This window comes from Caballeronia sp. LZ016, from assembly GCF_031450805.1.
Classification (GTDB): Bacteria; Pseudomonadota; Gammaproteobacteria; order Burkholderiales; family Burkholderiaceae; genus Caballeronia.
Genome location: NZ_JARTVY010000001.1, coordinates 2549323 through 2570283 on the forward strand (window position 1 = coordinate 2549323; position 20961 = coordinate 2570283).

Annotated in this window: 22 protein-coding genes and 2 tRNA genes; 6 read left to right on the forward strand and 18 right to left on the reverse strand. The window is 62.7% G+C overall.

Translation table 11 applies throughout. The features are described 5' to 3' along the window. Positions 1 to 9 precede the first annotated feature (9 nt). Together P9220_RS12115 and P9220_RS12120 are read right to left on the reverse strand one after the other, a co-directional pair. Positions 10 to 666 (reverse strand): 3-oxoacid CoA-transferase subunit B, encoded by a 657-nt coding sequence (locus P9220_RS12115; RefSeq protein ID WP_309765071.1) that lies wholly within the window; start codon positions 664 to 666, stop codon positions 10 to 12. 16 nt (positions 667 to 682) lie between these two features. Then, complete coding sequence (locus tag P9220_RS12120; RefSeq protein WP_309765072.1) at positions 683 to 1375, reverse strand: 3-oxoacid CoA-transferase subunit A; 693 nt, start codon at positions 1373 to 1375, stop codon at positions 683 to 685. Between the two features lie 243 nt (positions 1376 to 1618). On the opposite strand from P9220_RS12120, the gene P9220_RS12125 reads away from it, so the two are divergent. The 5 genes from P9220_RS12125 to P9220_RS12145 all read left to right on the forward strand — a co-directional run bounded on the left by P9220_RS12125 (position 1619) and on the right by P9220_RS12145 (position 4684). Next, the gene (locus P9220_RS12125; protein WP_309765073.1) at positions 1619 to 2422 is read left to right on the forward strand and encodes an IclR family transcriptional regulator; all 804 of its coding nucleotides are present in this window, start codon (positions 1619 to 1621) and stop codon (positions 2420 to 2422) included. Between the two features lie 7 nt (positions 2423 to 2429). After that, complete coding sequence (locus P9220_RS12130; protein WP_309765074.1) at positions 2430 to 3353, forward strand: LysR family transcriptional regulator; 924 nt, start codon at positions 2430 to 2432, stop codon at positions 3351 to 3353. Positions 3354 to 3412: 59 nt separating this feature from the next. Beyond that, the gene (locus tag P9220_RS12135; RefSeq protein WP_309765075.1) at positions 3413 to 4306 is read left to right on the forward strand and encodes a LysR family transcriptional regulator; all 894 of its coding nucleotides are present in this window, start codon (positions 3413 to 3415) and stop codon (positions 4304 to 4306) included. Positions 4307 to 4340: 34 nt separating this feature from the next. After that, positions 4341 to 4511, forward strand: coding sequence for a hypothetical protein (locus tag P9220_RS12140; protein WP_309765076.1), 171 nt, complete (start codon positions 4341 to 4343; stop codon positions 4509 to 4511). 96 nt (positions 4512 to 4607) lie between these two features. Continuing rightward, a tRNA-Pro gene (locus tag P9220_RS12145) sits at positions 4608 to 4684 on the forward strand. Between the two features lie 545 nt (positions 4685 to 5229). Here P9220_RS12145 and P9220_RS12150 read toward each other — a convergent pair. The 14 genes from P9220_RS12150 to P9220_RS12215 all read right to left on the reverse strand — a co-directional run bounded on the left by P9220_RS12150 (position 5230) and on the right by P9220_RS12215 (position 18822). Continuing rightward, positions 5230 to 5613, reverse strand: a complete 384-nt coding sequence (locus tag P9220_RS12150) for a MerR family transcriptional regulator (protein WP_309765077.1) — start codon at positions 5611 to 5613, stop codon at positions 5230 to 5232. Between the two features lie 83 nt (positions 5614 to 5696). Beyond that, positions 5697 to 6104 carry an integration host factor subunit alpha gene (locus P9220_RS12155; RefSeq protein WP_309765078.1) on the reverse strand — a complete coding sequence of 136 codons (408 nt, stop codon included), beginning with the start codon at positions 6102 to 6104 and terminating at the stop codon, positions 5697 to 5699. Positions 6105 to 6167: 63 nt separating this feature from the next. Further along, the gene (gene pheT / locus P9220_RS12160; protein ID WP_309765079.1) at positions 6168 to 8600 is read right to left on the reverse strand and encodes a phenylalanine--tRNA ligase subunit beta; all 2433 of its coding nucleotides are present in this window, start codon (positions 8598 to 8600) and stop codon (positions 6168 to 6170) included. Positions 8601 to 8683: 83 nt separating this feature from the next. Then, positions 8684 to 9697 carry a phenylalanine--tRNA ligase subunit alpha gene (pheS, locus tag P9220_RS12165; RefSeq protein WP_309765080.1) on the reverse strand — a complete coding sequence of 338 codons (1014 nt, stop codon included), beginning with the start codon at positions 9695 to 9697 and terminating at the stop codon, positions 8684 to 8686. Positions 9698 to 9889: 192 nt separating this feature from the next. Next, the gene (rplT, locus tag P9220_RS12170; RefSeq protein ID WP_008350196.1) at positions 9890 to 10249 is read right to left on the reverse strand and encodes a 50S ribosomal protein L20; all 360 of its coding nucleotides are present in this window, start codon (positions 10247 to 10249) and stop codon (positions 9890 to 9892) included. Between the two features lie 28 nt (positions 10250 to 10277). Continuing rightward, the gene (gene rpmI, locus P9220_RS12175; protein WP_309765081.1) at positions 10278 to 10475 is read right to left on the reverse strand and encodes a 50S ribosomal protein L35; all 198 of its coding nucleotides are present in this window, start codon (positions 10473 to 10475) and stop codon (positions 10278 to 10280) included. A 230-nt stretch (positions 10476 to 10705) separates the two neighbouring features. Further along, positions 10706 to 11233: a translation initiation factor IF-3 gene (infC, locus tag P9220_RS12180; RefSeq protein ID WP_084592761.1), complete on the reverse strand. Its 528-nt coding sequence runs from the start codon at positions 11231 to 11233 to the stop codon at positions 10706 to 10708. A gap of 47 nt (positions 11234 to 11280) precedes the next feature. Beyond that, complete coding sequence (thrS, locus tag P9220_RS12185; RefSeq protein WP_309765082.1) at positions 11281 to 13188, reverse strand: threonine--tRNA ligase; 1908 nt, start codon at positions 13186 to 13188, stop codon at positions 11281 to 11283. Positions 13189 to 13487: 299 nt separating this feature from the next. After that, positions 13488 to 13564 (reverse strand) — tRNA-Val (locus tag P9220_RS12190). Between the two features lie 122 nt (positions 13565 to 13686). Beyond that, positions 13687 to 15921, reverse strand: a complete 2235-nt coding sequence (locus tag P9220_RS12195) for a bifunctional (p)ppGpp synthetase/guanosine-3',5'-bis(diphosphate) 3'-pyrophosphohydrolase (protein ID WP_309765481.1) — start codon at positions 15919 to 15921, stop codon at positions 13687 to 13689. Positions 15922 to 15968: 47 nt separating this feature from the next. Continuing rightward, complete coding sequence (locus P9220_RS12200) at positions 15969 to 16322, reverse strand: RidA family protein (protein WP_035967012.1); 354 nt, start codon at positions 16320 to 16322, stop codon at positions 15969 to 15971. A 63-nt stretch (positions 16323 to 16385) separates the two neighbouring features. Then, positions 16386 to 17306, reverse strand: coding sequence for an alpha/beta hydrolase (locus P9220_RS12205; RefSeq protein ID WP_309765083.1), 921 nt, complete (start codon positions 17304 to 17306; stop codon positions 16386 to 16388). 167 nt (positions 17307 to 17473) lie between these two features. After that, positions 17474 to 18115, reverse strand: a complete 642-nt coding sequence (locus P9220_RS12210) for a CoA transferase subunit B (protein WP_309765084.1) — start codon at positions 18113 to 18115, stop codon at positions 17474 to 17476. 2 nt (positions 18116 to 18117) lie between these two features. Then, complete coding sequence (locus P9220_RS12215; protein WP_309765085.1) at positions 18118 to 18822, reverse strand: CoA transferase subunit A; 705 nt, start codon at positions 18820 to 18822, stop codon at positions 18118 to 18120. A 186-nt stretch (positions 18823 to 19008) separates the two neighbouring features. On the opposite strand from P9220_RS12215, the gene P9220_RS12220 reads away from it, so the two are divergent. After that, positions 19009 to 19554: a LuxR C-terminal-related transcriptional regulator gene (locus P9220_RS12220; protein ID WP_309765086.1), complete on the forward strand. Its 546-nt coding sequence runs from the start codon at positions 19009 to 19011 to the stop codon at positions 19552 to 19554. A gap of 3 nt (positions 19555 to 19557) precedes the next feature. Here P9220_RS12220 and P9220_RS12225 read toward each other — a convergent pair whose 3' ends face one another. Together P9220_RS12225 and P9220_RS12230 are read right to left on the reverse strand one after the other, a co-directional pair. Beyond that, entirely contained in the window at positions 19558 to 20004 is a 447-nt protein-coding gene (locus P9220_RS12225) for an acyl-CoA thioesterase (protein WP_309765087.1), read from the reverse strand. 74 nt (positions 20005 to 20078) lie between these two features. Next, positions 20079 to 20852, reverse strand: a complete 774-nt coding sequence (locus tag P9220_RS12230) for an SDR family oxidoreductase (RefSeq protein ID WP_309765088.1) — start codon at positions 20850 to 20852, stop codon at positions 20079 to 20081. Positions 20853 to 20961: the final 109 nt, after the last annotated feature.

The window sequence follows — 20961 nt, forward strand, 5'->3', positions numbered from 1 at the left end:
TAGTGTCTCTCAGGCCGCTTCGGAAATCGGCGCGTATTGCAGCGGCACGTTCGCCAGCTTCTGCAGTTCGTCGAACGACAGGCCGTCGACAATTTCACGCACGACGAAGCCTTCCGGCGTCACGTCGAACACGGCGAGGTCCGTGTAGACGCGGTCGACGCACTCCACGCCCGTCACCGGATAGGAACACTCGGCTACGAGCTTGCTTTCGCCCTGCTTGGTGAGCAGTTCCATCATCACGTAGACCTGCTTCGCGCCGATGGCGAGATCCATCGCGCCGCCGACAGCGGGAATCGCATCGGGCGCGCCGGTATGCCAGTTCGCGAGGTCGCCCCTGGCCGATACCTGAAACGCGCCGAGCACGCAGAAATCGAGATGGCCGCCGCGCATCATCGCGAACGAATCCGCATGATGGAAGAACGCGCCGCCCGTCAAGAGCGTCACATGCTGCTTGCCGGCGTTGATCAGTTCGTCGTCTTCCTCGCCCTTCGCGGGCGCGGGGCCCATGCCGAGCAAACCGTTTTCGCTGTGCAGGAAAATTTCGCGATCCGCCGCGAGGTGATTGGCGACGAGGGTCGGCACGCCGATGCCCAGGTTCACGTACGCGCCTTCCGGAATGTCGGCGGCCACGCGCTTGGCCATTTCGTCACGAGTCAGTTTCTTCATGGCTTTCCGTCCTTCCTCAGGCAGCGAGTTCAGCTTGATGCACGGCTTGCGGCACTTCCACGACGCGCTGCACGAAAATGCCCGGCGTGACGATGTTCTCAGGGTCCAGTTCGCCGAGCGGCACGACTTTCGACACCTGCACGATGGCGGTCTTCGCGGCGCTCGCCATGATCGGCCCGAAATTGCGCGCCGTCTTACGATAGACCAGATTGCCCCAGCGGTCGCCCTTATAGGCCTTCACGAGCGCGAAGTCGGCATGCAGCGGCGATTCGAGCACGTAATGCTTGCCGTCGATCTCGCGGGTTTCCTTGCCTTCCGCGAGCTTCGTGCCGTAACCGGTAGGCGTGAAGAATCCGCCGATGCCCGCGCCCGCCGCGCGAATGCGCTCTGCCAGATTGCCCTGCGGCACGAGTTCGAGTTCGATTTCGCCCGCGCGATACAGCGCGTCGAACACGTGCGAATCCGTCTGGCGGGGAAACGAGCAGATGATCTTGCGCACGCGCTTCGCCTTGAGGAGCGCGGCGAGACCGGTGTCGCCGTTTCCTGCGTTATTGTTGACGATGGTCAGATCGCGCGCGCCTTGCTCGATGAGCGCATCGATCAGTTCGGACGGCATGCCCGCCGTCCCGAAACCGCCGATCATGATGGTAGCGCCATCGTGGACGTCGGCCACCGCCGACGCGAGCGAATCGAAAATCTTGTTGATCATTTGCACTCTTCTCCTGTGACCAGAACCGGCTGGTCGCCGCGGTCATCGCCTTTGTGAAGCGGTCAGCGCGTTTCGCGCTCGAAGCCGGGTATACCCGCTGCCGTGCCCTCTTGCATCGGAATGTTCGTCATGCGAACATGGATTCGTTTAGCGAACATCGGCATGTTAGTCCGGCGTTCGTTGCCATGTCAACGAAGGCCGCGCGATTCGCGGGTTTGTACCAAGTCTTCTTACCCGGAACTCATGGACACTTTCTCTTCGGACGCGCAAGACGCGCCCTCCCGCCCCGGCGATGCCTACGTGCAGTCGTTCGCCCGCGGACTCGCCGTCATCCGCTCGTTCGACGCCAACCGCCCCGCGCAGACGCTGACCGAAGTGGCCGCCGCGGCGGGTCTCACGCGCGCCGGAGCGCGGCGCATCCTGCTGACGCTGCAGACGCTCGGCTACGTCGAGGCGGACGGGCGGCTTTTTCAGCTGACGCCGAAGATTCTCGACCTGGGCTTTGCCTATCTCACGTCGATGCCGTTCTGGAATCTCGCCGAGCCGGTCATGGAAGACCTCGTCGAGCAGGTTCACGAGAGTTGTTCGGCGGCCGTGCTCAACGGCGCGGAGATCGTCTACGTGCTGCGGGTGCCGACGCACAAGATCATCACGCAGAACCTGTCGATCGGCAGCCGCCTGCCCGCGTTCTGCACGTCGATGGGCCGCGTGCTGCTGTCCGCGCTCGACGACGATCGGCTCGACGCGGTGCTCGACGCCAGCGATATCGTCGCCCGCACGCCGCATACGATCGTCGATCGCGCGGCGCTGAAGGAAGCGATCGTGGCCGTGCGCCGCCAGGGCTGGGCGATCGTCGATCAGGAACTGGAGGAGGGCCTGATATCGATGTCGGCGCCGATCCGCGACCGGCAGGGGCGCATCATCGCGGCGCTGAACATCAGCGGCAACGCGCAGCGCAAGAACGCGAAGCAGATGGTGAAGGCGTTCCTGCAGCCGTTGCAGGAGGCGGCGCAACGCGTATCCGACATGGTCGCACGGCGCGGCTGAGCGCAGCATGAACGACCTCGATCTGAACCTCATCCCCTTCCTCGTGGCGATCGAGGAAACGCGCAACGTGAGCCGCGCGGCCGAACGGCTCGGCGTCAGCCAGCCGCGCGTGTCGACGGCGCTCGGGCGGCTGCGCGAGTACTTCAACGATCCGCTTTTCGTTCGCACTTCGCGAGGCATGGAACCGACACCGCGCGCGCTCGCGCTCGTGCCCGCCGCCCGCGACGCGCTCGGGCGCATCGAGCGCGGCCTGCTCGATACGCAGCACTTCGATCCCTCTTCAAGCACCGATACTTTTTCGATCGCGCTATCGGATGTCGGCGAGATCGTGTTTCTTCCGCGCCTGTTGCAGGCGTTCGCGAAAGACGCGCCGCGCGCGAATCTGCGCTCGGTGTCGGCATCGCATGGGGATGTGGAGCGTGGGCTCGAAGCGGGCGACATCGATCTTGCGGTCGGCTATTTTCCCGACCTGCGCGGCAACAATTTTTTCCAACAGCGGCTCTTCTCGCATCGCTTCATCTGTCTGATGCGGCGAGATCATCCGTATGCAAACGAGCCACTGACGCTCGAACGCTTCGTCGAATGCGGACACGCCGTCGTGCGTGCCGAAGGACGAAGCCAGGAAGTGCTCGAGAACTATCTGGACAAGGAACGCGTCCGACGGCGCGCCGTGCTCGAAACGCCCCACTTCATGAGCCTGCCGTTCATTCTTTCGCGCACGGACCTCATCGCGACGGTGCCGCACGCGATCGGCTTTGCGTATGTGGCCGAGCACGCGTCGATCACGCTCGCCGAGCCGCCGCTTCCGTTGCCGCGCTTCGATCTGCGGCAGCACTGGCATCGCAAGTTTCATAACGATCCGCGCACGACGTGGCTGCGCGGCATCGTCGCGTCACTCTTCAACGATGCACTCGACGAATGGCCCAAGTAAGCGTTTCCCGGTGAATTGGCGCTAACATCGCCGTTTTCTTTCCTGGAAGGAAACGAGCGATGGATGCGCTGACCAGTTTGCGCGTGTTCCGCGAAGTCGTCGATGCGGGCAGCTTTGTCAAAGCCGCAGAGCGTCTCGACATTTCGACCGCGATGACGAGCAAGCACGTCGCCAACCTGGAGCGGCAACTCGGCGTGCGTCTGCTCAACCGCACGACGCGGCATCTGAGCCTGACCGAAGCCGGCAGCGTCTATTACGAACAGTGCAGCGAAGCGCTCGACATTCTGAAGGCGGCCGAAGCGGCGGTCGGCATGCAGACGGCGCAGCCGCAAGGCGTGCTGAAGGTGACGGCGCCCGGCTGGTTCGCGAACCGGCGGTTCGCGGATTTGCTCGTCGCGTATCAGGCGCGGTATCCCGGCGTGCTCGTCGATCTGCGCCTCGAGAACCGCTTCGTCGATCTGGTCGAGGAAGGTTACGACATGGCGCTGCGCGCGACATCGGAGCCGTCGCCCTCGCTGATCGTACGGCCGCTGTGCAAGACGCCGTTCGTGCTGGTCGGCTCGCGCGCCTATCTGGATCGGCACGGCGAGCCGCGCCATCCGGAGGATATCGCGCGCCATCGCCTAGTCCTGCCGACTTACACGAACATCGAGTCCGTCACGCTGACGGGCCCGGACGGCGTCTTTTCGGTGAAAAATCATGCGGTGCTGAAAACCAACGACAGCTCGATGGTGTTGCAACTCGTCCACGCCGGCATGGGGCTCGCCTACGTGCCTGTGTGGATGATCGACGAGGAACTGGCGTCGGGCGCGCTCGTGCACTTGTTGCCCGAGTATGGGGCGTTCGCGCCGTCGGTCTACGCCGTGTACACGAGTCGTAAATATATGACGACGAAGGTCCGTACGTTCATCGACTTCCTGTCCGAATCGCTCGGTGAGCGCCCAAATTGTTAGGAACCATACGCAGTATGAAAGCGTCGCGTCGCGCATGGCCTGGGCCGGGCGCATTTTCGGTTATCTGATTCCGTGCGCCGTGGCGCTCGTGATGGCGATGCGTTTTCGCAAGCGCCAGCAGTCGGCGGCCTCGCCTGCGCGTGCGGTCGATGAGACCGAGGACGCGGTGACCGCCGGCGAGGCATCGGCTGCCGCGGCTTCGTGATCCCTGGCGCGTCGAAGGTGGATTTTGCGACGTTTGCAGCAAAAATCGCCGAAGCAGTTCTACTATTCGATTCGCTCTGATATACTTTCGCTCTTTCGGGGCGTAGCGCAGCCTGGTAGCGTACCTGCATGGGGTGCAGGTGGTCGGAGGTTCAAATCCTCTCGCCCCGACCAAATTAAAAAGCCCACGCGAGTTTCATCGCGTGGGCTTTTTGTTTTTTCGGCCCGTACTTCTTCGAGCCGCCAGGCATCCTTCCCGAGACGCCAAAACAACACCAAATACTTGCTTGTCAGCAACTTAAACTCTATTCTTCGCGTGACACTTAAGGAGCGGCACTGCAATGCCTTCGTCAGCTCGCGGATCGGTATCGCGACGCCGAGTTCAGCCTGATCGTCCCTCATTCTCACTCCGCGCAGAAATCGAAAGATGGTTCAGCGCGGCAAGTGCTGCGCGCGTCGCGCGTTTCGGCCGCATCTATCCGGGCGGCAGCCGGTACGTCTGCGTCAGCGCACCCAATCGTCATCGCGGCGGACTCTTCGCGCTCTACTTCTTTCATCATGGCATCGACGATTGGCGGATCTATCCGCCATCAGGCGTCGGGCCGAGCATCGTCTATTGGTCGTCGGCTGGCGGACCTTCGCAAAGCGCGCGCGTCGCACCGGGGTAATGCGCCCCGTCAGGCGAAAAAAACCGCGATGCGTGATCGCGGCTCTTCTTGTCACCCGCCCAGCAAGCCGATGACCTGCAGCAACTCCTTGCGCAACTGCTCGACATCGACCGCCGGTTGCTGCGGTTCCGCTGCAGCCTGAGCGTCGGCGTTCGCGGCGTCGTCATCGATCGCGCGCCCCTGCGAATCCAGCCGGTTGCGCGCGCCATTGATCGTGAAGCCCTGCTCGTACAGCAACTCGCGGATGCGCCGGATCAGCAAGACTTCGTGGTGCTGATAATACCGACGATTCCCCCGCCGCTTCACCGGCCTCAACTGCGTGAATTCCTGCTCCCAATAGCGCAGCACGTGCGGCTTGACACCGCACAGCTCGCTGACTTCGCCAATCGTGAAATAACGCTTGGCCGGGATCGGAGGCAAGACGACTTTTTCCATCGTCGATCAACCATCGTTTGAGTGATGTCGATTGAAGCGCGGCGGTCGAACTGCAGGGAGCGCCCATCGGCGCACGGAACGCGTCAACGAGTGAGGCTCGTCTCCGCGCCCGTTTCGACCAGCGCCTTCAGTTTCTGGCTTGCATGAAAAGTGACGACCCGCCGCGCTGCAATCGGAATGGCTTCACCGGTCTTGGGATTGCGCCCGGGGCGCTGAGGCTTGTCGCGCAACTGGAAATTGCCGAACCCCGACAGCTTGACGCTGTCGCCGCTCTCGAGCGCGTCGCGGATGACTTCGAAGAACGCTTCGACCATGTCCTTCGCTTCGCGCTTGTTGAGGCCGACGTGGTCGAACAGCATTTCAGCCAGTTCGGCCTTCGTGAGCGTCGGCGTGTCGTTCGACATCGCGCCCGAAGCAGTGCTGTCTCGGGTCATGGCGCTGCGCTGCGCCGAAAGAAGGGCTTCGAAATCACTCGAGTTCATTTGGTTCATATCGGTAAAACGGCGCGAAACAAGTTTTGACTTGGCGATCCCTGCGGACGGGCCAACTGCAGGCTATCCACGCAACCGCGCGCCGTGTACTCGAGCCAGGCGATCCACCAGCGTCCTGATCGCCGTGTCGACCGTTTCGTCCTGAAGCGTGCCGCCAGTATCTTGCAACGTTACACGGAAGGCAAGACTTTTCTCATGCTCTCGCAAACCACCGGAAGTGTTTGATTTTGGACGGAATTCGTCGAAAAGCGCAACCCTCGTGACGTGCTTGCAGGCGGGCTCGGAACGGGCATTTTCGAGCTCGTCCAGCAGCGCCTGGACCGGCACGGACTGGTCGACGACGATCGCAATATCGCGCCGCACCGGCGGAAATTTCGATACTTCCGACGGCACCGGCAGCGCGCGTTCCATCAACGCTTCGGCTTCGATTTCGAAGAGGATGGGCGCGTGCGGCAAGTCGTATGTCTGCAGCCAGCGCGGATGCAGTTCGCCGATCCAGCCGACCGCGCGTCCCGCCACTTCGATGCGCGCGCTGCGCCCCGGATGCAGTGCCGGATGCTCGGCCTTGACGAAGCGTGGCACGACGGGCGCGAAGAGCGCTTCGACATCGCCCTTCACGTCGAAGAAGTCGACGTTGCGCGAAGCCGCGCCCCACTGTTCCTCGATCGCCGGACCATACGCGAGACCGCCGATCATCTTCGGCTGTGCGAAACCTTCGACCGCCAGCTCGCCCGCCTTCACGGATGCGTCGCGCAAAAACACGCGCCCCGCTTCGAACACGCGAATGCGGTCGGCACGGCGATTCAGGTTGTAGCGCAGCACGTCGATCAGGCTGCCGAACATGGTCGTGCGCATGACCGAGAGCTGGCTCGCGATGGGGTTGATCAGCTTCACCGGAATCTCGTTGCCGGCGAAGTTCTTCTCCCACTCGGCATCGACGAAGCTGAAGTTGACCGTCTCCGCATAGTCACGCGCGGCCACGGCGTGACGCAGCACATGGATGGAGCGCTTCGTTTCGTTCGTGCGGCGCATCTCGCTTGCGGCCACCGGCGGGCGCGCCGGAATCTTCTCGAAGCCGTAGATGCGCGCGACTTCCTCGATCAGATCTTCCTCGATCTCGATATCGAAGCGATACGGCGGCGGCGTGACCCTGAAGGTATCGCCATCGCGTTCGAACGCAAGATTGAGCCGCGTGAAAATCTGCGCGATCTCTTCCGCACCGATTTCCACGCCGATGATGCGATGCGCGCGCGATACGCGCATCGACACCGGATGACGCTCGGGCACGTTCGCGATCTGGTCGTCGACGGGACCGGCCTGGCCGCCGCAGATATCGACAATCAGCTGCGAGATGCGCTCGATGTGCTCGACGGTCGTCGAATAATCCACGCCGCGTTCGAAGCGATGCGCCGCGTCCGTCGAGAAGTTGTACTTGCGCGCGCGCCCGCGGATGGCGTCCGGCCACCAGAACGCGGCTTCGAGATAGATGTTCGTGGTGTCGAGCGAGACGGCCGTGCTGTCGCCACCCATGATGCCCGCGAGACTTTCGACGTGCGAGTCGTCCGCGATGACGCCGACGGTTTCGTCGAGTTCGACGGTGTTGCCGTTGAGCAGCTTGAGCGATTCGCCCTTCTTGCCCCAGCGCACTTCGATTGCACCGTGAATCTTGTCGAGGTCGAACACGTGCGACGGGCGGCCGAGTTCGAGCATAACGTAGTTAGAAATATCCACGAGAGCCGAAATGCTGCGCTGGCCCGCGCGTTCGAGGCGCTCGATCATCCATTGCGGGGTCTTCGCGCGCGCGTTCACGCCGCGAATCACGCGACCCGAGAAACGCCCGCACAGATCCGGCGCGAGCACCTTGACCGGCAGCTTTTCGTCGAGCGTCACGTTGACGGCCGGCATGTCCGGCGTCTTCAGCGGCGCGCCGGTGATCGCGGCCGTTTCGCGCGCGACGCCGAACACCGAGAGGCAATCCGCCTTGTTCGGGGTGAGCTTGATCTCGAAGACCGTGTCGTCGAGATTCAGCGCCTCGCGGATGTCCTGGCCGACCTTCGCATCGGCGGACAGGATCAAAAGACCGCTGTGATCTTCCGACAGCTTCAGCTCGCGCGCCGAACAGAGCATGCCCTGACTGTCGATGCCGCGCAGTTTCGTCGGCTTGATCGCGAACGGCTCACCGCCCGCTTCGACCGGCGGGAGCACTGCGCCGATCAGCGCCACCGGCACCTTGATGCCCGGCGACACATTGGGCGCGCCGCAGACGATGTTCAACTGCTCGCCCGTGCCGGCATCGACCTGGCAGACGTTGAGCTTGTCGGCGTTCGGATGCTTCGCCACTTCCAGCACTTGCCCGACGACGATCTTCGTGGTCGGCGGCGCAACGGCGCGCAGGTCTTCGACTTCGAGACCGGCCATCGTGAGCGCGTGGGCGAGTTCGTCGGTGGACAGTTTGGGATCGACGAAGCTGCGAAGCCAGGATTCGGGGAATTGCATGTGTGTCTACGTTCGAAATGTGAGGTTCTCTCGTTCGGCTTCTTGCGACATTGCGCTGCCGAACGCCGCGGGCCGTGCGTCTTTCAGGCGAACTGTCGCAGGAAACGCAGATCGTTTTCGAAGAACAGGCGCAGGTCCTGCACGCCGTAACGCAGCATCGTGAGACGCTCGAGGCCGCTGCCGAATGCGAAGCCGATATACCGCTCCGGGTCCAGACCCATGTTTCGGATGACGGTCGGGTGCACCTGCCCGGAGCCCGAGATTTCCAGCCACTTGCCGGCGTTCTTGCCGTGTTCGAACATCATGTCGATTTCGGCGGACGGTTCCGTGAACGGGAAATACGACGGACGGAAGCGCACGAGGATGTCGTCGCGCTCAAAGAACTTCTTGAGAAAGTCGGTATAGACGCCCTTCAGATCCGCGAAGCTGATGTTCTCTTCAATCCACAGGCCTTCGACCTGGTTGAACATCGGCGAGTGCGTGGCGTCGCTGTCCACACGATACGTGCGACCCGGCACGATCACCTTGATCGGCGGCTTGTTCATGCGCGCGTAGCGAACCTGCATCGGGCTGGTATGCGTGCGAAGCAGCAGCGGTCGGCCTTCGGCGTCCTTGCCGTCGACGTAGAAGGTGTCCTGCATCGAACGCGCCGGATGATTCTCGGGACTGTTCAACGCGGTGAAGTTGTACCAGTCGGTTTCGATTTCCGGACCGTCGGCCACGTCGAAACCGATGGTCCCGAAAATCTGCTCGACGCGCTCCCACGTGCGCATGACCGGATGCAGCGTGCCGACGCCCGCGCCGCGCCCCGGCAGCGTCACGTCGATGGCCTCGGCCGCGAGCCGCTGATTCAGGAGCGCATCGGCCAGCGCCTGACGGCGCGCGTTGAGCGCCGCTTCGACCTGCTGCTTCGCCACGTTGATGCGCGCGCCTTCGGTTTTCTTCGCGTCGGGATCGAGCTTGCCGAGGCCCTTCAGCAGCTCGGTGAGCGCGCCGGATTTGCCCAGGAAGCGCGCTTTCTCGTTCTCGAGCGTGGCGGCATCGTTGGCGTTTTCAAAGGCGCTTTTCGCGTCGGTGACAATCTGGTCCAGATCCATTGATCCCATCTTTTCAACGTCGAAGTTCTAACTGAATTACGGTTTTGCGCGTGCCCTGCCAGAGCGTGCTCAAGTCATGCGCAAAACCGTCCGTCCAACGAAAACGGGGCTCGGTGAGAGCCCCGTTTTCTGCTTGAACGCCGCCGTTCGTACGGCAACGTTCAGGCGAACCACGCAGTACTAATTTCGCAATTAGGCTGCAACGGCGGCTTTCACCTGCTTGACGATCGCAGCAAAAGCAGCCTTGTCGAACACAGCCATGTCAGCCAGCACCTTGCGGTCGAGTTCGATCGAAGCCTTCTTCAGGCCGTTGATGAACACGCTGTACGTCATGTCGTGCTGACGCACCGCCGCGTTGATACGCGTGATCCACAATGCGCGGAACACACGCTTCTTGTTGCGGCGATCGCGGTAGGCGTACTGGCCTGCGCGCATGACCGCCTGCTTGGCGATGCGATAGACGTTATTGCGACGGCCGCGGTAACCCTTGGCCAGACGGATGATCTTCTTGTGACGGGCCCGTGCGGTAACCCCACGTTTTACTCGAGGCATGTTGCGCTCCTTGGAGTGTTAGTTGAGGTTAGGCGAACGGCAGCATTGCGCGGACGGAGCTCAGATCGGAATCATGAACAGCCGTGGCGCCACGCAGATGGCGTTTGTTCTTGGTGGTTTTCTTGGTAAGAATGTGGCGCTTGAAGGCCTGACCGCGCTTGACGGTACCGCCCGGACGCACCACGAAGCGCTTTGCAGCACTCTTCTTGGTCTTCATCTTCGGCATGAAACTACTCCAGTTTATTAGATGGTCATGGGTGTGCGGCTGATCCTTCCGTACTGGCCAGAACCGCTTTCCGCCCTTCGAAACCCACGCTCCACTTGTGTGCAGACGGCCTTTTCAGGCCGCCGCTTTTCATGAGCAGCGCCGCAGATACGGCGCCTCTCTGAAATTTCCGACGATGCCGCGCCTGCCGCCTTGCGACGGCGCGCGATCCATCGTCTTGCTGCTCGTGCTTACTTGCCCTTCTTCTTGGGCGCCAGCACCATGATCATCTGACGGCCTTCCATCTTCGGCATCTGCTCGACCTGACCGACTTCGTCCAGATCCGTCTTCAGACGTTCGAGCATGCGCATGCCGATTTCCTGGTGCGCCATTTCGCGACCGCGGAAACGCAACGTGATTTTCGTCTTGTCGCCGTCTTCGAGAAAGCGCGTGAGGTTGCGCAGCTTGACGTTGTAGTCACCGTCATCCGTGCCGGGGCGGAATTTGACTTCCTTCACCTGCACGATCTTCTGCTTCAGTTTCGCCTCGTGCTGCTTCTTCGCTTCCGAATACTTGAACTTGCCGTAATCCATCAAACGGCAGACAGGCGGCGAAGCCTGCGGCGCAATTTCGACGAGATCCACGTCGAGCTGTTCCGATTGACGGAACGCTTCGGCCAGCTTCACGATTCCGAGCGGCTCGTTGTCCACTCCGACCAAGCGCACTTCCGGTGCCGTAATTTCACCGTTGATGCGATGTGACGACTTATCAGTAGCGATGTTACGTTTCCTCTAAAAATGAAAAAACAAGCCGCGCTGCGAGTGACTTACTTGAACGCCCGCACTTCCTGCTGCAGACGTTCGAGGAACGCGCCGACCGGCATCACGCCCAGATCGACACCGCCACGAGCACGCACGGCTACGGTTTGCGCCTCACGCTCCTTGTCCCCGACGACCAGCAAATACGGAACCTTTTGCAGCGTGTGCTCGCGTATTTTATAGCTAATCTTCTCGTTGCGCAAATCGCTCTCTACTCTAAGCCCTTGTTTTTGCAACGATTGGGTCAAAGACGCCGCATATTCCGACTGACTTTCGGCAATATTCAGCACGACGGCCTGCACCGGCGACAGCCACGGCGGCATGGCGCCGGCGTGATGCTCGATCAGAATGCCGAGGAAACGCTCCATCGAACCGACGATCGCGCGGTGAAGCATGACCGGGCGGCGGCGGCTGTTGTCCTCGGCAACATACTCCGCGCCGAGACGCTCCGGCAGCACCATGTCGAGCTGCAGCGTGCCGCACTGCCACGAGCGGCCGAGCGCGTCCTTGATGTGGTATTCGATCTTCGGACCGTAAAACGCGCCCTCGCCCGCGAGCTCTTCCCACTGCAGCCCGCACGCGGTCAGCGCCTCACGCAGCCCTTGCTCCGCGCGATCCCAGATTTCATCGGTGCCCGCGCGCTGTTCGGGGCGCAGCGACAGCTTGATGTCGATGTGATCGAAGCCGAAATCCTTGTACACGCTCATCGCGAGCGTATTGAAGGCGATCGACTCCGCGATGAACTGGTCCTCGGTACAGAAGATGTGTGCGTCGTCCTGAACGAAGCCACGCACGCGCATGAGGCCGTGCAACGCGCCCGAGGGCTCGTTCCGGTGGCACGAACCGAACTCCGCATAACGCAGCGGCAAGTCGCGATACGAACGCAAGCCGTGATTGAACACCTGTACGTGGCCCGGGCAGTTCATCGGCTTGATGGCGTAGTCGCGCTTTTCCGATTCGGTCGTGAACATGTTTTCACGATAGTTCTGCCAGTGGCCGGACGCTTCCCACAGCGAACGGTCCATGACCATCGGGGTCTTGATTTCCAGATAGCCGGCTTCGTTCACGCGGCGGCGCATGTACTGCTCGACCTGCTGCCACAGCGACCACCCCTTCGGATGCCAGAACACCATGCCCGGCGCTTCGTCCTGCAGATGGAACAGGTCGAGCTGCTTGCCGAGCTTGCGGTGATCGCGCTTCTCCGCTTCCTCGAGCATGTGCAGGTACTGATCCTGGTCTTCCTTCCTCGTCCAGGCAGTGCCGTAAATGCGCTGCAGCTGCTCGTTCTTCGAGTCGCCGCGCCAGTACGCGCCCGCGACCTTCATCAGCTTGAAGACCTTCAGCTTGCCGGTGGACGGCACGTGCGGGCCGCGGCACAGATCGATGAAATTGCCGTGCGAGTAAAGCCGAATCTCGTCGCTTTCCGGAATCGACTGGATGATCTCGGCCTTGTACGCTTCGCCGATGCTCTTGAAGTACTCGACCGCCTCATCGCGCGACACGACGCGACGCGACACCGGCTCGTTCTTCTGCGCGAGCTCCTGCATGCGCTTCTCGATTTTCTCGAGGTCTTCGGGCGTGAAAGGACGGTTGTACGAGAAGTCGTAATAGAAGCCGTTGTCGATGACCGGGCCGATGGTCACCTGCGCCTCGGGGAACAGGTCCTTGACCGCGTACGCCAGAAGGTGCGCGGCGGAGTGACGAACGACATCGACGCCTTCCGGGTCCTTGTCCGTCACGATGGCAAGCGACGAATCGTGGTCGATGAGATAAGAGGTATCGACGAGTTCGCCATTGAGCTTGCCGGCGAGCGCCGCCTTGGCCAAGCCCGCCCCGATCGATGCCGCGACTTCCGCGACGGTCACCGGGTGGTCATATTGGCGGACCGACCCGTCAGGCAAACGTACCGAAACCATTTCGTTCTCCAAGACGCCGGCCGAGGCCCGGCGAGTTCGACTAAGCACTGCCCCGCGATACCGATATCAGAAACCGAGGGACAAAAAAAATGCGGCCCCGCTATCGAGGGGCCGCATTCACTTTTCACACATACCGCAGATCGAAAAGGGCAGAAGGCGAAAGAGGTCCTCGACTAGCGTCGCTCCGAATGTGTTTCGGTCAACGTTCGAAGTGCCATTTCGCTATTCGCCTTTTGCGCCTGAGCGCTTCTGCGGAGTGAAACTTCGTGAACCGGGATTCGCCGAAGTCTCGTTTTCGTTGGTAGGCTCGATTGGACTCGAACCAACGACCCCCACCATGTCAAGGTGGTGCTCTAACCAGCTGAGCTACGAGCCTGAAAGAAGTGAGATTATATGGAGCGTTTCGAATCTTAGCAAGTGTTTCTGCGCAATGAAACGAAAAAGATTCGTCGATCGTTCACTTTTCACGGCGTCGTTCAAGCGCGGTTCAAGTGCGGCTCAAGCGCGCCGCGATGCGCGAATCACGCCCTGCACTTCGCCGAGCAGCGTGCACGCGCGTTGAATCTGCGCTGAATTCGACACCTCGACGGTGAATTGCATATACGCGATGTTTCGCCGGCTCTGGCTCTTCACGCCGATCACGTTGATCTTTTCACGCGCGAACACTTCGGAGATGTCGCGCAGCAGCCCCTGCCGGTCCGCCGACTCGACAGAAAGGTCCACCGGATACACCGACGATCCGCGCCCGCCCATCACTTCGGCCGACCACGTCGTATGCAGCACGCGTTCGGGCGAGCGCTGCGCCATGCGCTGGAACGTCGTGCAGTCCGCGCGATGGATCGACATGCCTTTACCGCGCGTCACGAAGCCCGCAATCGGATCGGGCGGCGCGGGACGGCAGCAGCGCGCGAGCTGCGTCAGCAGGGCATCGACGCCGACGACCAGCACGCCCGTCGATGCGCCCTGCGCGACGCTTTGCCCGCTGCTGCGCTTTTCGAACTGCGCGGGCGCTTCCGCCTCCGGCTCGGGCGGCGGCGCGTCCGAAAGCGCATGTTCGATGTTCCGCACGCTGAACTCGTCCTTCGCGACGACCGCGTACAGATCCTCCGGCGCCTTGAAGCCGAGCTTGGCCGCGAGCTGATCCAGGTTGACCGACGTCTTGCCTTCGCGCTGCAGCGTCTTTTCGACGATCGCGCGGCCCTGCGCCAGATTCTCCGCGGCATCCACTGCGTTGAACCACGCGCGCACCTTTTGCCGCGCCCGCGGGCTATGCATGTAGCCGAGCTGCGGATTGAGCCAGTCCCGTGACGGCCCGCCCTCCTTCACCGCGATGATCTCGACCGTCTGCCCGTTTTGCAGCGGCGTGTTGAGCGGCACCATCGCGCCGTCGACACGCGCCCCCCGGCAACGATGCCCCAGTTCGCTATGCAGGTGATACGCGAAATCGACGGCCGTCGCGCCGTGCGGCAGCGCCACCACGCGCGCCTGCGGCGTCAGCACGTAGATGTGGTCGTCGTCGAGCGTGGCGTCGCGCAGATGCTGCCAGCCGCGCTGTTCGCCCTGCCCCTCGCCTTCGACGTCGTCCTTCCAGGCGAGCAGCTGGCGCAGCCACGCTATCTTCTCGTCGTATTTCTCGCTGGCGGTGACCTGCCCTGCGTAGCCGCGCGCGCCCGCTTCCTTGTAGCGCCAGTGCGCCGCCACGCCGTACTCCGCGAACTGATGCATTTCGTGTGTGCGAATCTGCACCTCGAACGCGCGGCCATCGTCGCCGACGACGACCGTATGCAGCGACTTGTAGCCATTCGGCTTCGGCCGCGATATGTAGTCGTCGAACTCGCGCGGCACCGGCTGCCACAGGTTATGCACGATGCCGAGCACCGTGTAGCAATCCTTGATGTCCCCGACGATCACGCGAAAGGCGCGCACGTCGTTCAGTTCGGAGAAGTCGAGCTGCTTGCCGCGCATCTTCTTCCAGATGCTGTAGATGTGCTTGGGCCGGCCGCTCACTTCGGCCTTGATATGCGCGGTGTCCAGCTCCTTCTGCAGCCGGGCGATGGCACCGGTCACGTACGATTCCCGCTCGACGCGTTTTTCATCGAGCAGTTTCGCGATCCGCTTATACGTGGCGGGGTCCTCGAAGCGAAACGACAGGTCCTCGAGTTCCCACTTCAGTTGCCAGATGCCGAGACGATTCGCGAGCGGTGCGTAGATTTCGAGGGTTTCGCGCGGCACGTCGGGCGATGGCTCGATCTTGTGCGCGGCGTAGTAGCGCAGCGTCTGCAGCCGGGACGCGAGCCGAATGAGCACCACGCGTATGTCCTGCGCGAACGCGAGCAGCATCTTGCGCAGCGATTCGACCTGCGCACGCCGCGCCGCCTGCGCATCGCGCGTGTTTTCCGGCACCGCCGCGAGCGTCGCGCGCGAACTGACGGAGCCGAGGCGCAGCAGCTTGCGCACATCCGCGACGAGCCGCTGCACTTCCGTCCCGAAGCGCTCGGCGATCAGCTTGTCGGGATCGTCGAGATGCGGCGCGAGCGCGAAGAGCGCGGCAGCGGCGATCGCGTAAGGATCGACGTTGAGCGTCTGCATGATGCGCGCGGTGCCGGCCGCGTGATCCACCAGCAACTCGCCCGTCGAGACCCGCGCGTCCTTCGCGTGCTCGCGCACGAACGCGAGCGCGTCCTCGATGGACGGCTCCGGCAGCGTGTCGGCGGGAACGGCGGTCTCGGTCATACGGATCAAGCGACTGCTCGTTGGCTCAATGACGGCTCAATGACGGCTTAGCTGCGCTGAGCCGCCACCACGACGACCTCGACCAGGCAGTCGGGGTTGGCCAGCTTCGCCTCGACGGTGGCGCGCGGCGGCGTGTTGCCTGGGGCGACCCATGCATCCCATACGGCGTTCATGCCGGCGAAGTGCACCATGTCGGAGACGTAGATTTGCACCGACAGCAGATGCGACTTGTCGCTGTTCGCCTCTTCCAGCAACCGGTCGATGTGACCCAGCACTTCGCGCGTCTGGCCCGTGATGTCCTGGTTGGTGTCCTCGGCGATCTGCCCGGCGAGATACACCGTGCCGTTGTGAATCGCGATCTCGGAAAGCCGTGCGCCGACGTGGTGACGAGTGACTGCCATGTGTATATCGATCCTTTGAAGTGGTCCAAAAACGAGACAGAGCGTCAGGCGCTCAGCCCGATATTATGCCCCGCTGACATTGTTTTCGAGAAAGAACGCCCGAGCGGTGGAGATCTGCTCGTGCGAGAGAAACGCAGGCGCATGGCCGGCGCCGGGCGCCTCGACGCTCGATACGGCCTGTCCCGTTTCGACCATCTTTCGGACGGTTTCCCGCGACAGCAGGTCGGAGCTTTCGCCACGCACGACGAGCACCGGCGTCGCGATGGACGCGAGCGAGCGCCACATGAACGCCTCGCCGGCCGCGTTCTGCTCCTCCGTGCTCGCGGAAAACGGCGCGGCGATGCCGGGGTCGTAGCGGAACGTCCACGCGCCATCGCGCTCGTGCAGGAGCGGCGTGTTGATGCTCGTCCATTCCTCGTCCGTCAGCGGGCCGAACGATGCCGCGAGCCTGGCCGCATGCCGCACGCCTTCCTCGAGCGATGCGAAGCGCGCCGGCTTGCCGAGATAATCGCGGATGCGTTCCAGCGCGACCGGCTCGATATGCGGTCCTACATCGTTGAGCAGCATTCTGCGGATCGGCGTGCCGGGCAGTCCGCCGAGCGCCATGCCGATGAGTCCGCCCATCGACGTGCCGAACCAGTCGACCGTTTCCACGTTAAGCCGCGCGATCAGCGTGACCATGTCGGCCACATACTGCGCGACGCCGTAATAGCGCGAATCCGCGAGCCAGTCCGACAGCCCGCGCCCGACGACATCCGGACATACCACGCGATACTCGCTTGCGAACGCCTTCGCGAGCCTGTCGAAGTCGCGGCCCGAGCGCGTGAGGCCATGCACGCACAGCAGCACGCGCGGGTTGGCCGGATCGCCCCACTCGGTATAGGCGATGCGATGCAGCCCGGCCGGACTCGCGCACTGCACGAAGCGCTGGCGGGGTTCGTCGAGCGTGTAATGCGATGCGTCGGCAACGATGGATGCGCTCATGAAATGTCCTCGTGGAAGGTGTCTGAACGATTGTAAAGCGCCGCGCCGGCCGCCGAACGCACGTTAGCCGAACGGACGATGGCCAGCGATGCGAGCGAGCGCGCAAAAGCAAAGCGGGCGAAGCCTCGCAGCTTCGCCCGCCTCGCGGAACGCTGATCAGCGCCGCGTCAGCTCACGCTGCTCACATCGAGCGGCGCGCCCGTCTTGCGCTGGATTTCCTCGACGGTGACGCCGTCGGCCAGCTCGACCAGCTTGAGCCCGCTTTCGGTGACGTCGATCACCCCGAGGTCGGTGATGATGCGATCCACGACGCCCACGCCCGTCAGCGGCAGCGTGCACGATTCGAGAATCTTGTGCTGATCGCCCTTCGCGACGTGCTCCATCAGGACGACGACGCGCTTCACGCCTGCAACGAGGTCCATTGCGCCGCCCATGCCCTTGATCATCTTGCCGGGGATCATCCAGTTGGCGAGATCGCCCGTCTTGCTGATCTGCATCGCGCCGAGGATCGCCAGGTTGATATGCCCGCCGCGAATCATCGCGAACGAATCCGCCGACGAAAAGATCGACGAGCCCGGCAGCGTCGTCACCGTCTGCTTGCCGGCATTGATGAGATCGGCGTCGACTTCTTCTTCATACGGCGACGGCCCGATGCCGAGCAGCCCGTTCTCCGACTGCAGCCACACTTCGACGCCCTGCGGCACGTGATTGGCCACGAGCGTCGGCAAGCCGATGCCGAGGTTTACGTAGAAGCCGTCCTGCAGTTCCTTCGCCGCGCGCGCGGCCATCTGGTCACGATTCCAAGCCATGGTCATTCTCCTTTCGCGCGGACGATGCGTTGTTCGATGCGCTTTTCCGGATGCGCGTTCAGGACGAGCCGTTGCACGAAGATGCCCGGCGTGTGGATCGCGTCCGGGTCGAGCTCGCCGACTTCCACGATCTCCTCGACTTCCGCGACGGTGATCTTGCCGGCCATCGCGCACATCGGGTTGAAGTTGCGCGCCGTGCGGCGATAGATCAGATTGCCGGACTTGTCGGCCTTCCACGCCTTCACGAGACCGACGTCCGCCGTCAGCGAATGTTCGAGCACGTAGTGATTCTCGCCGAACTGACGCGTTTCCTTGCCTTCCGCGATGACCGTGCCGTAGCCCGTGTTGGTGAAGAACGCCGGGATGCCCGCGCCGCCCGCGCGCAGCTTCTCGGCGAGCGTGCCTTGCGGCGTGAATTCGAGCTCCAGTTCGCCGGCGAGGTATTGCCGCTCGAACTCCTTGTTCTCGCCCACGTAGGACGAAATCATCTTCCTGATCTGGCGCGTTTCCAGCAGCAGGCCGAGCCCGAAGCCATCGACGCCCGCGTTATTGCTGATGCAGGTGATGTCCTTCACGCCCGAATCGCGCAGCGCCGCGATGAGCGCTTCGGGAATGCCGCACAGCCCGAATCCGCCGACGGCGAATGTCTGCCCGTCCTTGACGATGCCATCGAGCGCCTCTTTCGCGCTGGGATAGACCTTGTTCATCTGTTCGTCCCTTCCATGTGTGAACCCGACTGAAAACCGGTTTTCGTCGCCGTCCGATGCCTGCCCGGCGGCGCTTTGATTGGCGAAAAGAGTACGCTGTGCGGTCGATCCGGCACAATACGCAAAAATACATAAGTCTTTGCCCGCGCGCGTTGGTTCCTCGATCCGCCGGGCGCCCGATTCCACATGCGTGCACTGGATTATCAAACCGCGTTTCATCTCGCGCCCGTCGGCCTCGTGCTATCGCGGGAGCGCATCATCGAGGACTGCAACGAGCAAGTCTGCGCGATCTTCGGATCCGCACGGGAAGCGCTCATCGGCAAGTCGTTCGAGGTGCTGTATCCGACGCCCGACGAATTCGCGCGCATCGGCGAACGCATCGCCGCGCATATCGTGGATCGCGGCACGTATGGCGACGATCGCATCATGAAGCGTTCGAACGGGGAACTGTTCTGGTGCCACGTGACCGGCCGCGCGCTGGACCGCGCCGCGCCCCATGCGGCCGGCGTGTGGACTTTCGAGGACCTGAGCGCGACACGGCGCGTCGCGATCGAACTGACGCCGCGCGAGCGGGAAATCGCCGCGCAGCTGGTGACGGGCAAGACGAGCAAGCAAATTGGCCGCGTGCTCGATATCAGCCCGCGCACGGTCGATATCTACCGCGCGCGGCTCATGCGCAAATACGACACGGGCAACGCGACGGAACTGCTGCAGCGGCTGCTCGGCAACTGAAGCTTACTGGGCGACGGACGCGCCCGTCTCGATGATCCGACGCAACAGGTCGGGAATCGGCACGGACTTGGCCGCCGCATAGTCGATCCAAACGATCTTCGCCGCGCCCCGCGCGTAAAGCACGCCGGGCGCGTCCGCGCGATACAGCTCGAAGTGCGTCTCGAAGCTGCTGCGGCCTGGCTTGCCGGCCGACATACGCGCGATGACGTCGCCGGGATAATGCAGTTGCTTCAGAAATTCCATCGACGCATTGACGACGACCGGTCCCTGCCCCTCCCCGTTGCCACCCGCGATGCCGATTTGCTCGAACCACGAAATCCGCACCTGCTCCATGTAGCGGAAATAGACGGTGTTGTTGACGTGGCCGAAGGCGTCCATGTCGCCCCAGCGGATCGGCATGGACAATTCGAAAACGGTGTGAAAGTCGCTGTCGTTGTTCGTGTTGCTCATCAGTTGATGTTTCCAGTGTCAGGAGGGGCGTCGCGCCGCGGCACCGGAGAATAAGAAGCCGTGCACCCGGCGCGTCAGAGCGAGAATCCGTCGTCCGCCGATATCACGGAGCCGTTCATGAACTGCGATTCGTCCGCCGCGAGCAGCAGCAGCAGCCCGTCGAGGTCCTCGGGCGAGCCGACGCGGCGGCGCGGCAGCATCGAAACGAGGCGCTGCCCCTGTTCGGTTTTCCAGTGATGATGGTTGATCTCGGTATCGATATAACCCGGGCAGATCGCGTTCACGTTGATGCCGTGGCGGCCCCATTCGAGCGCCATCGCCTTGGTCATCTGCACGACGGCGGCCTTGCTCATGGAATAGAGGCCGATCTGCGGAAACGCGCGCAGGCCCGCCACCGACGCGACATTGATGATCCGGTAAGCCGGCTTGGCGGCGCCGTTGCCGCGCATGATCATGCGCTTGGCCACTTCCTGCGCGACGAAAAACGCGCCGCGCACGTTGGTGCCGAATACGAATTCGAAGTCGGCGGGCGTGGCCTCCGTCAGCTTTTGCGTGGTCGAGACGCCCGAGTTATTGACGAGAATGTCGATGGTACCGGCTTCCGTCTCGGCGTGCGCAACCGCCGACTTCACGCTCTGGTAATCGGTGACATCGAGCGCGACGACATGCGCCGCGCCGCCCGACGCCTCGATTTCCGCGCGCAGTTCCTTGAGGCGCTCCGTGCGGCGGCTGGCGAGCACGACTTTCGCTCCCGCCTGCGACAACACCTGTGCGAAACGCTTTCCGAGTCCACTGGACGCGCCGGTGATCAGCGCGACCTTGCCTTCCAGGTTGATCGAACGGCCCATTGTCCTTCCTTGTTGTACGGTTGGTTCAGCCTCGGCGATTGCGCCGTCAGCCCGATTTGCGACGCCGCGGCACTTCGCGCAGATACCAATACCACGGCATCACGCAAAA

Coding starts and splice junctions, on each gene's coding strand:
- pheT (WP_309765079.1), bottom strand. CDS start 8,600: ATGCAATTCCCCGAATCCTGGCTTCGCAGCTTCGTCGATCCCAAACTG.
- P9220_RS12155 (WP_309765078.1), bottom strand. CDS start 6,104: ATGAACCAAATGAACTCGAGTGATTTCGAAGCCCTTCTTTCGGCGCAG.
- P9220_RS12120 (WP_309765072.1), bottom strand. CDS start 1,375: ATGATCAACAAGATTTTCGATTCGCTCGCGTCGGCGGTGGCCGACGTC.
- rplT (WP_008350196.1), bottom strand. CDS start 10,249: ATGCCTCGAGTAAAACGTGGGGTTACCGCACGGGCCCGTCACAAGAAG.
- P9220_RS12215 (WP_309765085.1), bottom strand. CDS start 18,822: ATGAACAAGGTCTATCCCAGCGCGAAAGAGGCGCTCGATGGCATCGTC.
- pheS (WP_309765080.1), bottom strand. CDS start 9,697: ATGGATCTGGACCAGATTGTCACCGACGCGAAAAGCGCCTTTGAAAAC.
- P9220_RS12200 (WP_035967012.1), bottom strand. CDS start 16,322: ATGGCAGTCACTCGTCACCACGTCGGCGCACGGCTTTCCGAGATCGCG.
- P9220_RS12210 (WP_309765084.1), bottom strand. CDS start 18,115: ATGGCTTGGAATCGTGACCAGATGGCCGCGCGCGCGGCGAAGGAACTG.
- rpmI (WP_309765081.1), bottom strand. CDS start 10,475: ATGCCGAAGATGAAGACCAAGAAGAGTGCTGCAAAGCGCTTCGTGGTG.
- P9220_RS12220 (WP_309765086.1), top strand. CDS start 19,009: ATGCGTGCACTGGATTATCAAACCGCGTTTCATCTCGCGCCCGTCGGC.
- P9220_RS12150 (WP_309765077.1), bottom strand. CDS start 5,613: ATGGAAAAAGTCGTCTTGCCTCCGATCCCGGCCAAGCGTTATTTCACG.
- P9220_RS12195 (WP_309765481.1), bottom strand. CDS start 15,921: ATGACCGAGACCGCCGTTCCCGCCGACACGCTGCCGGAGCCGTCCATC.
- P9220_RS12125 (WP_309765073.1), top strand. CDS start 1,619: ATGGACACTTTCTCTTCGGACGCGCAAGACGCGCCCTCCCGCCCCGGC.
- P9220_RS12140 (WP_309765076.1), top strand. CDS start 4,341: ATGGCCTGGGCCGGGCGCATTTTCGGTTATCTGATTCCGTGCGCCGTG.
- P9220_RS12115 (WP_309765071.1), bottom strand. CDS start 666: ATGAAGAAACTGACTCGTGACGAAATGGCCAAGCGCGTGGCCGCCGAC.
- P9220_RS12225 (WP_309765087.1), bottom strand. CDS start 20,004: ATGAGCAACACGAACAACGACAGCGACTTTCACACCGTTTTCGAATTG.
- P9220_RS12130 (WP_309765074.1), top strand. CDS start 2,430: ATGAACGACCTCGATCTGAACCTCATCCCCTTCCTCGTGGCGATCGAG.
- P9220_RS12135 (WP_309765075.1), top strand. CDS start 3,413: ATGGATGCGCTGACCAGTTTGCGCGTGTTCCGCGAAGTCGTCGATGCG.
- thrS (WP_309765082.1), bottom strand. CDS start 13,188: ATGGTTTCGGTACGTTTGCCTGACGGGTCGGTCCGCCAATATGACCAC.
- P9220_RS12230 (WP_309765088.1), bottom strand. CDS start 20,852: ATGGGCCGTTCGATCAACCTGGAAGGCAAGGTCGCGCTGATCACCGGC.
- P9220_RS12205 (WP_309765083.1), bottom strand. CDS start 17,306: ATGAGCGCATCCATCGTTGCCGACGCATCGCATTACACGCTCGACGAA.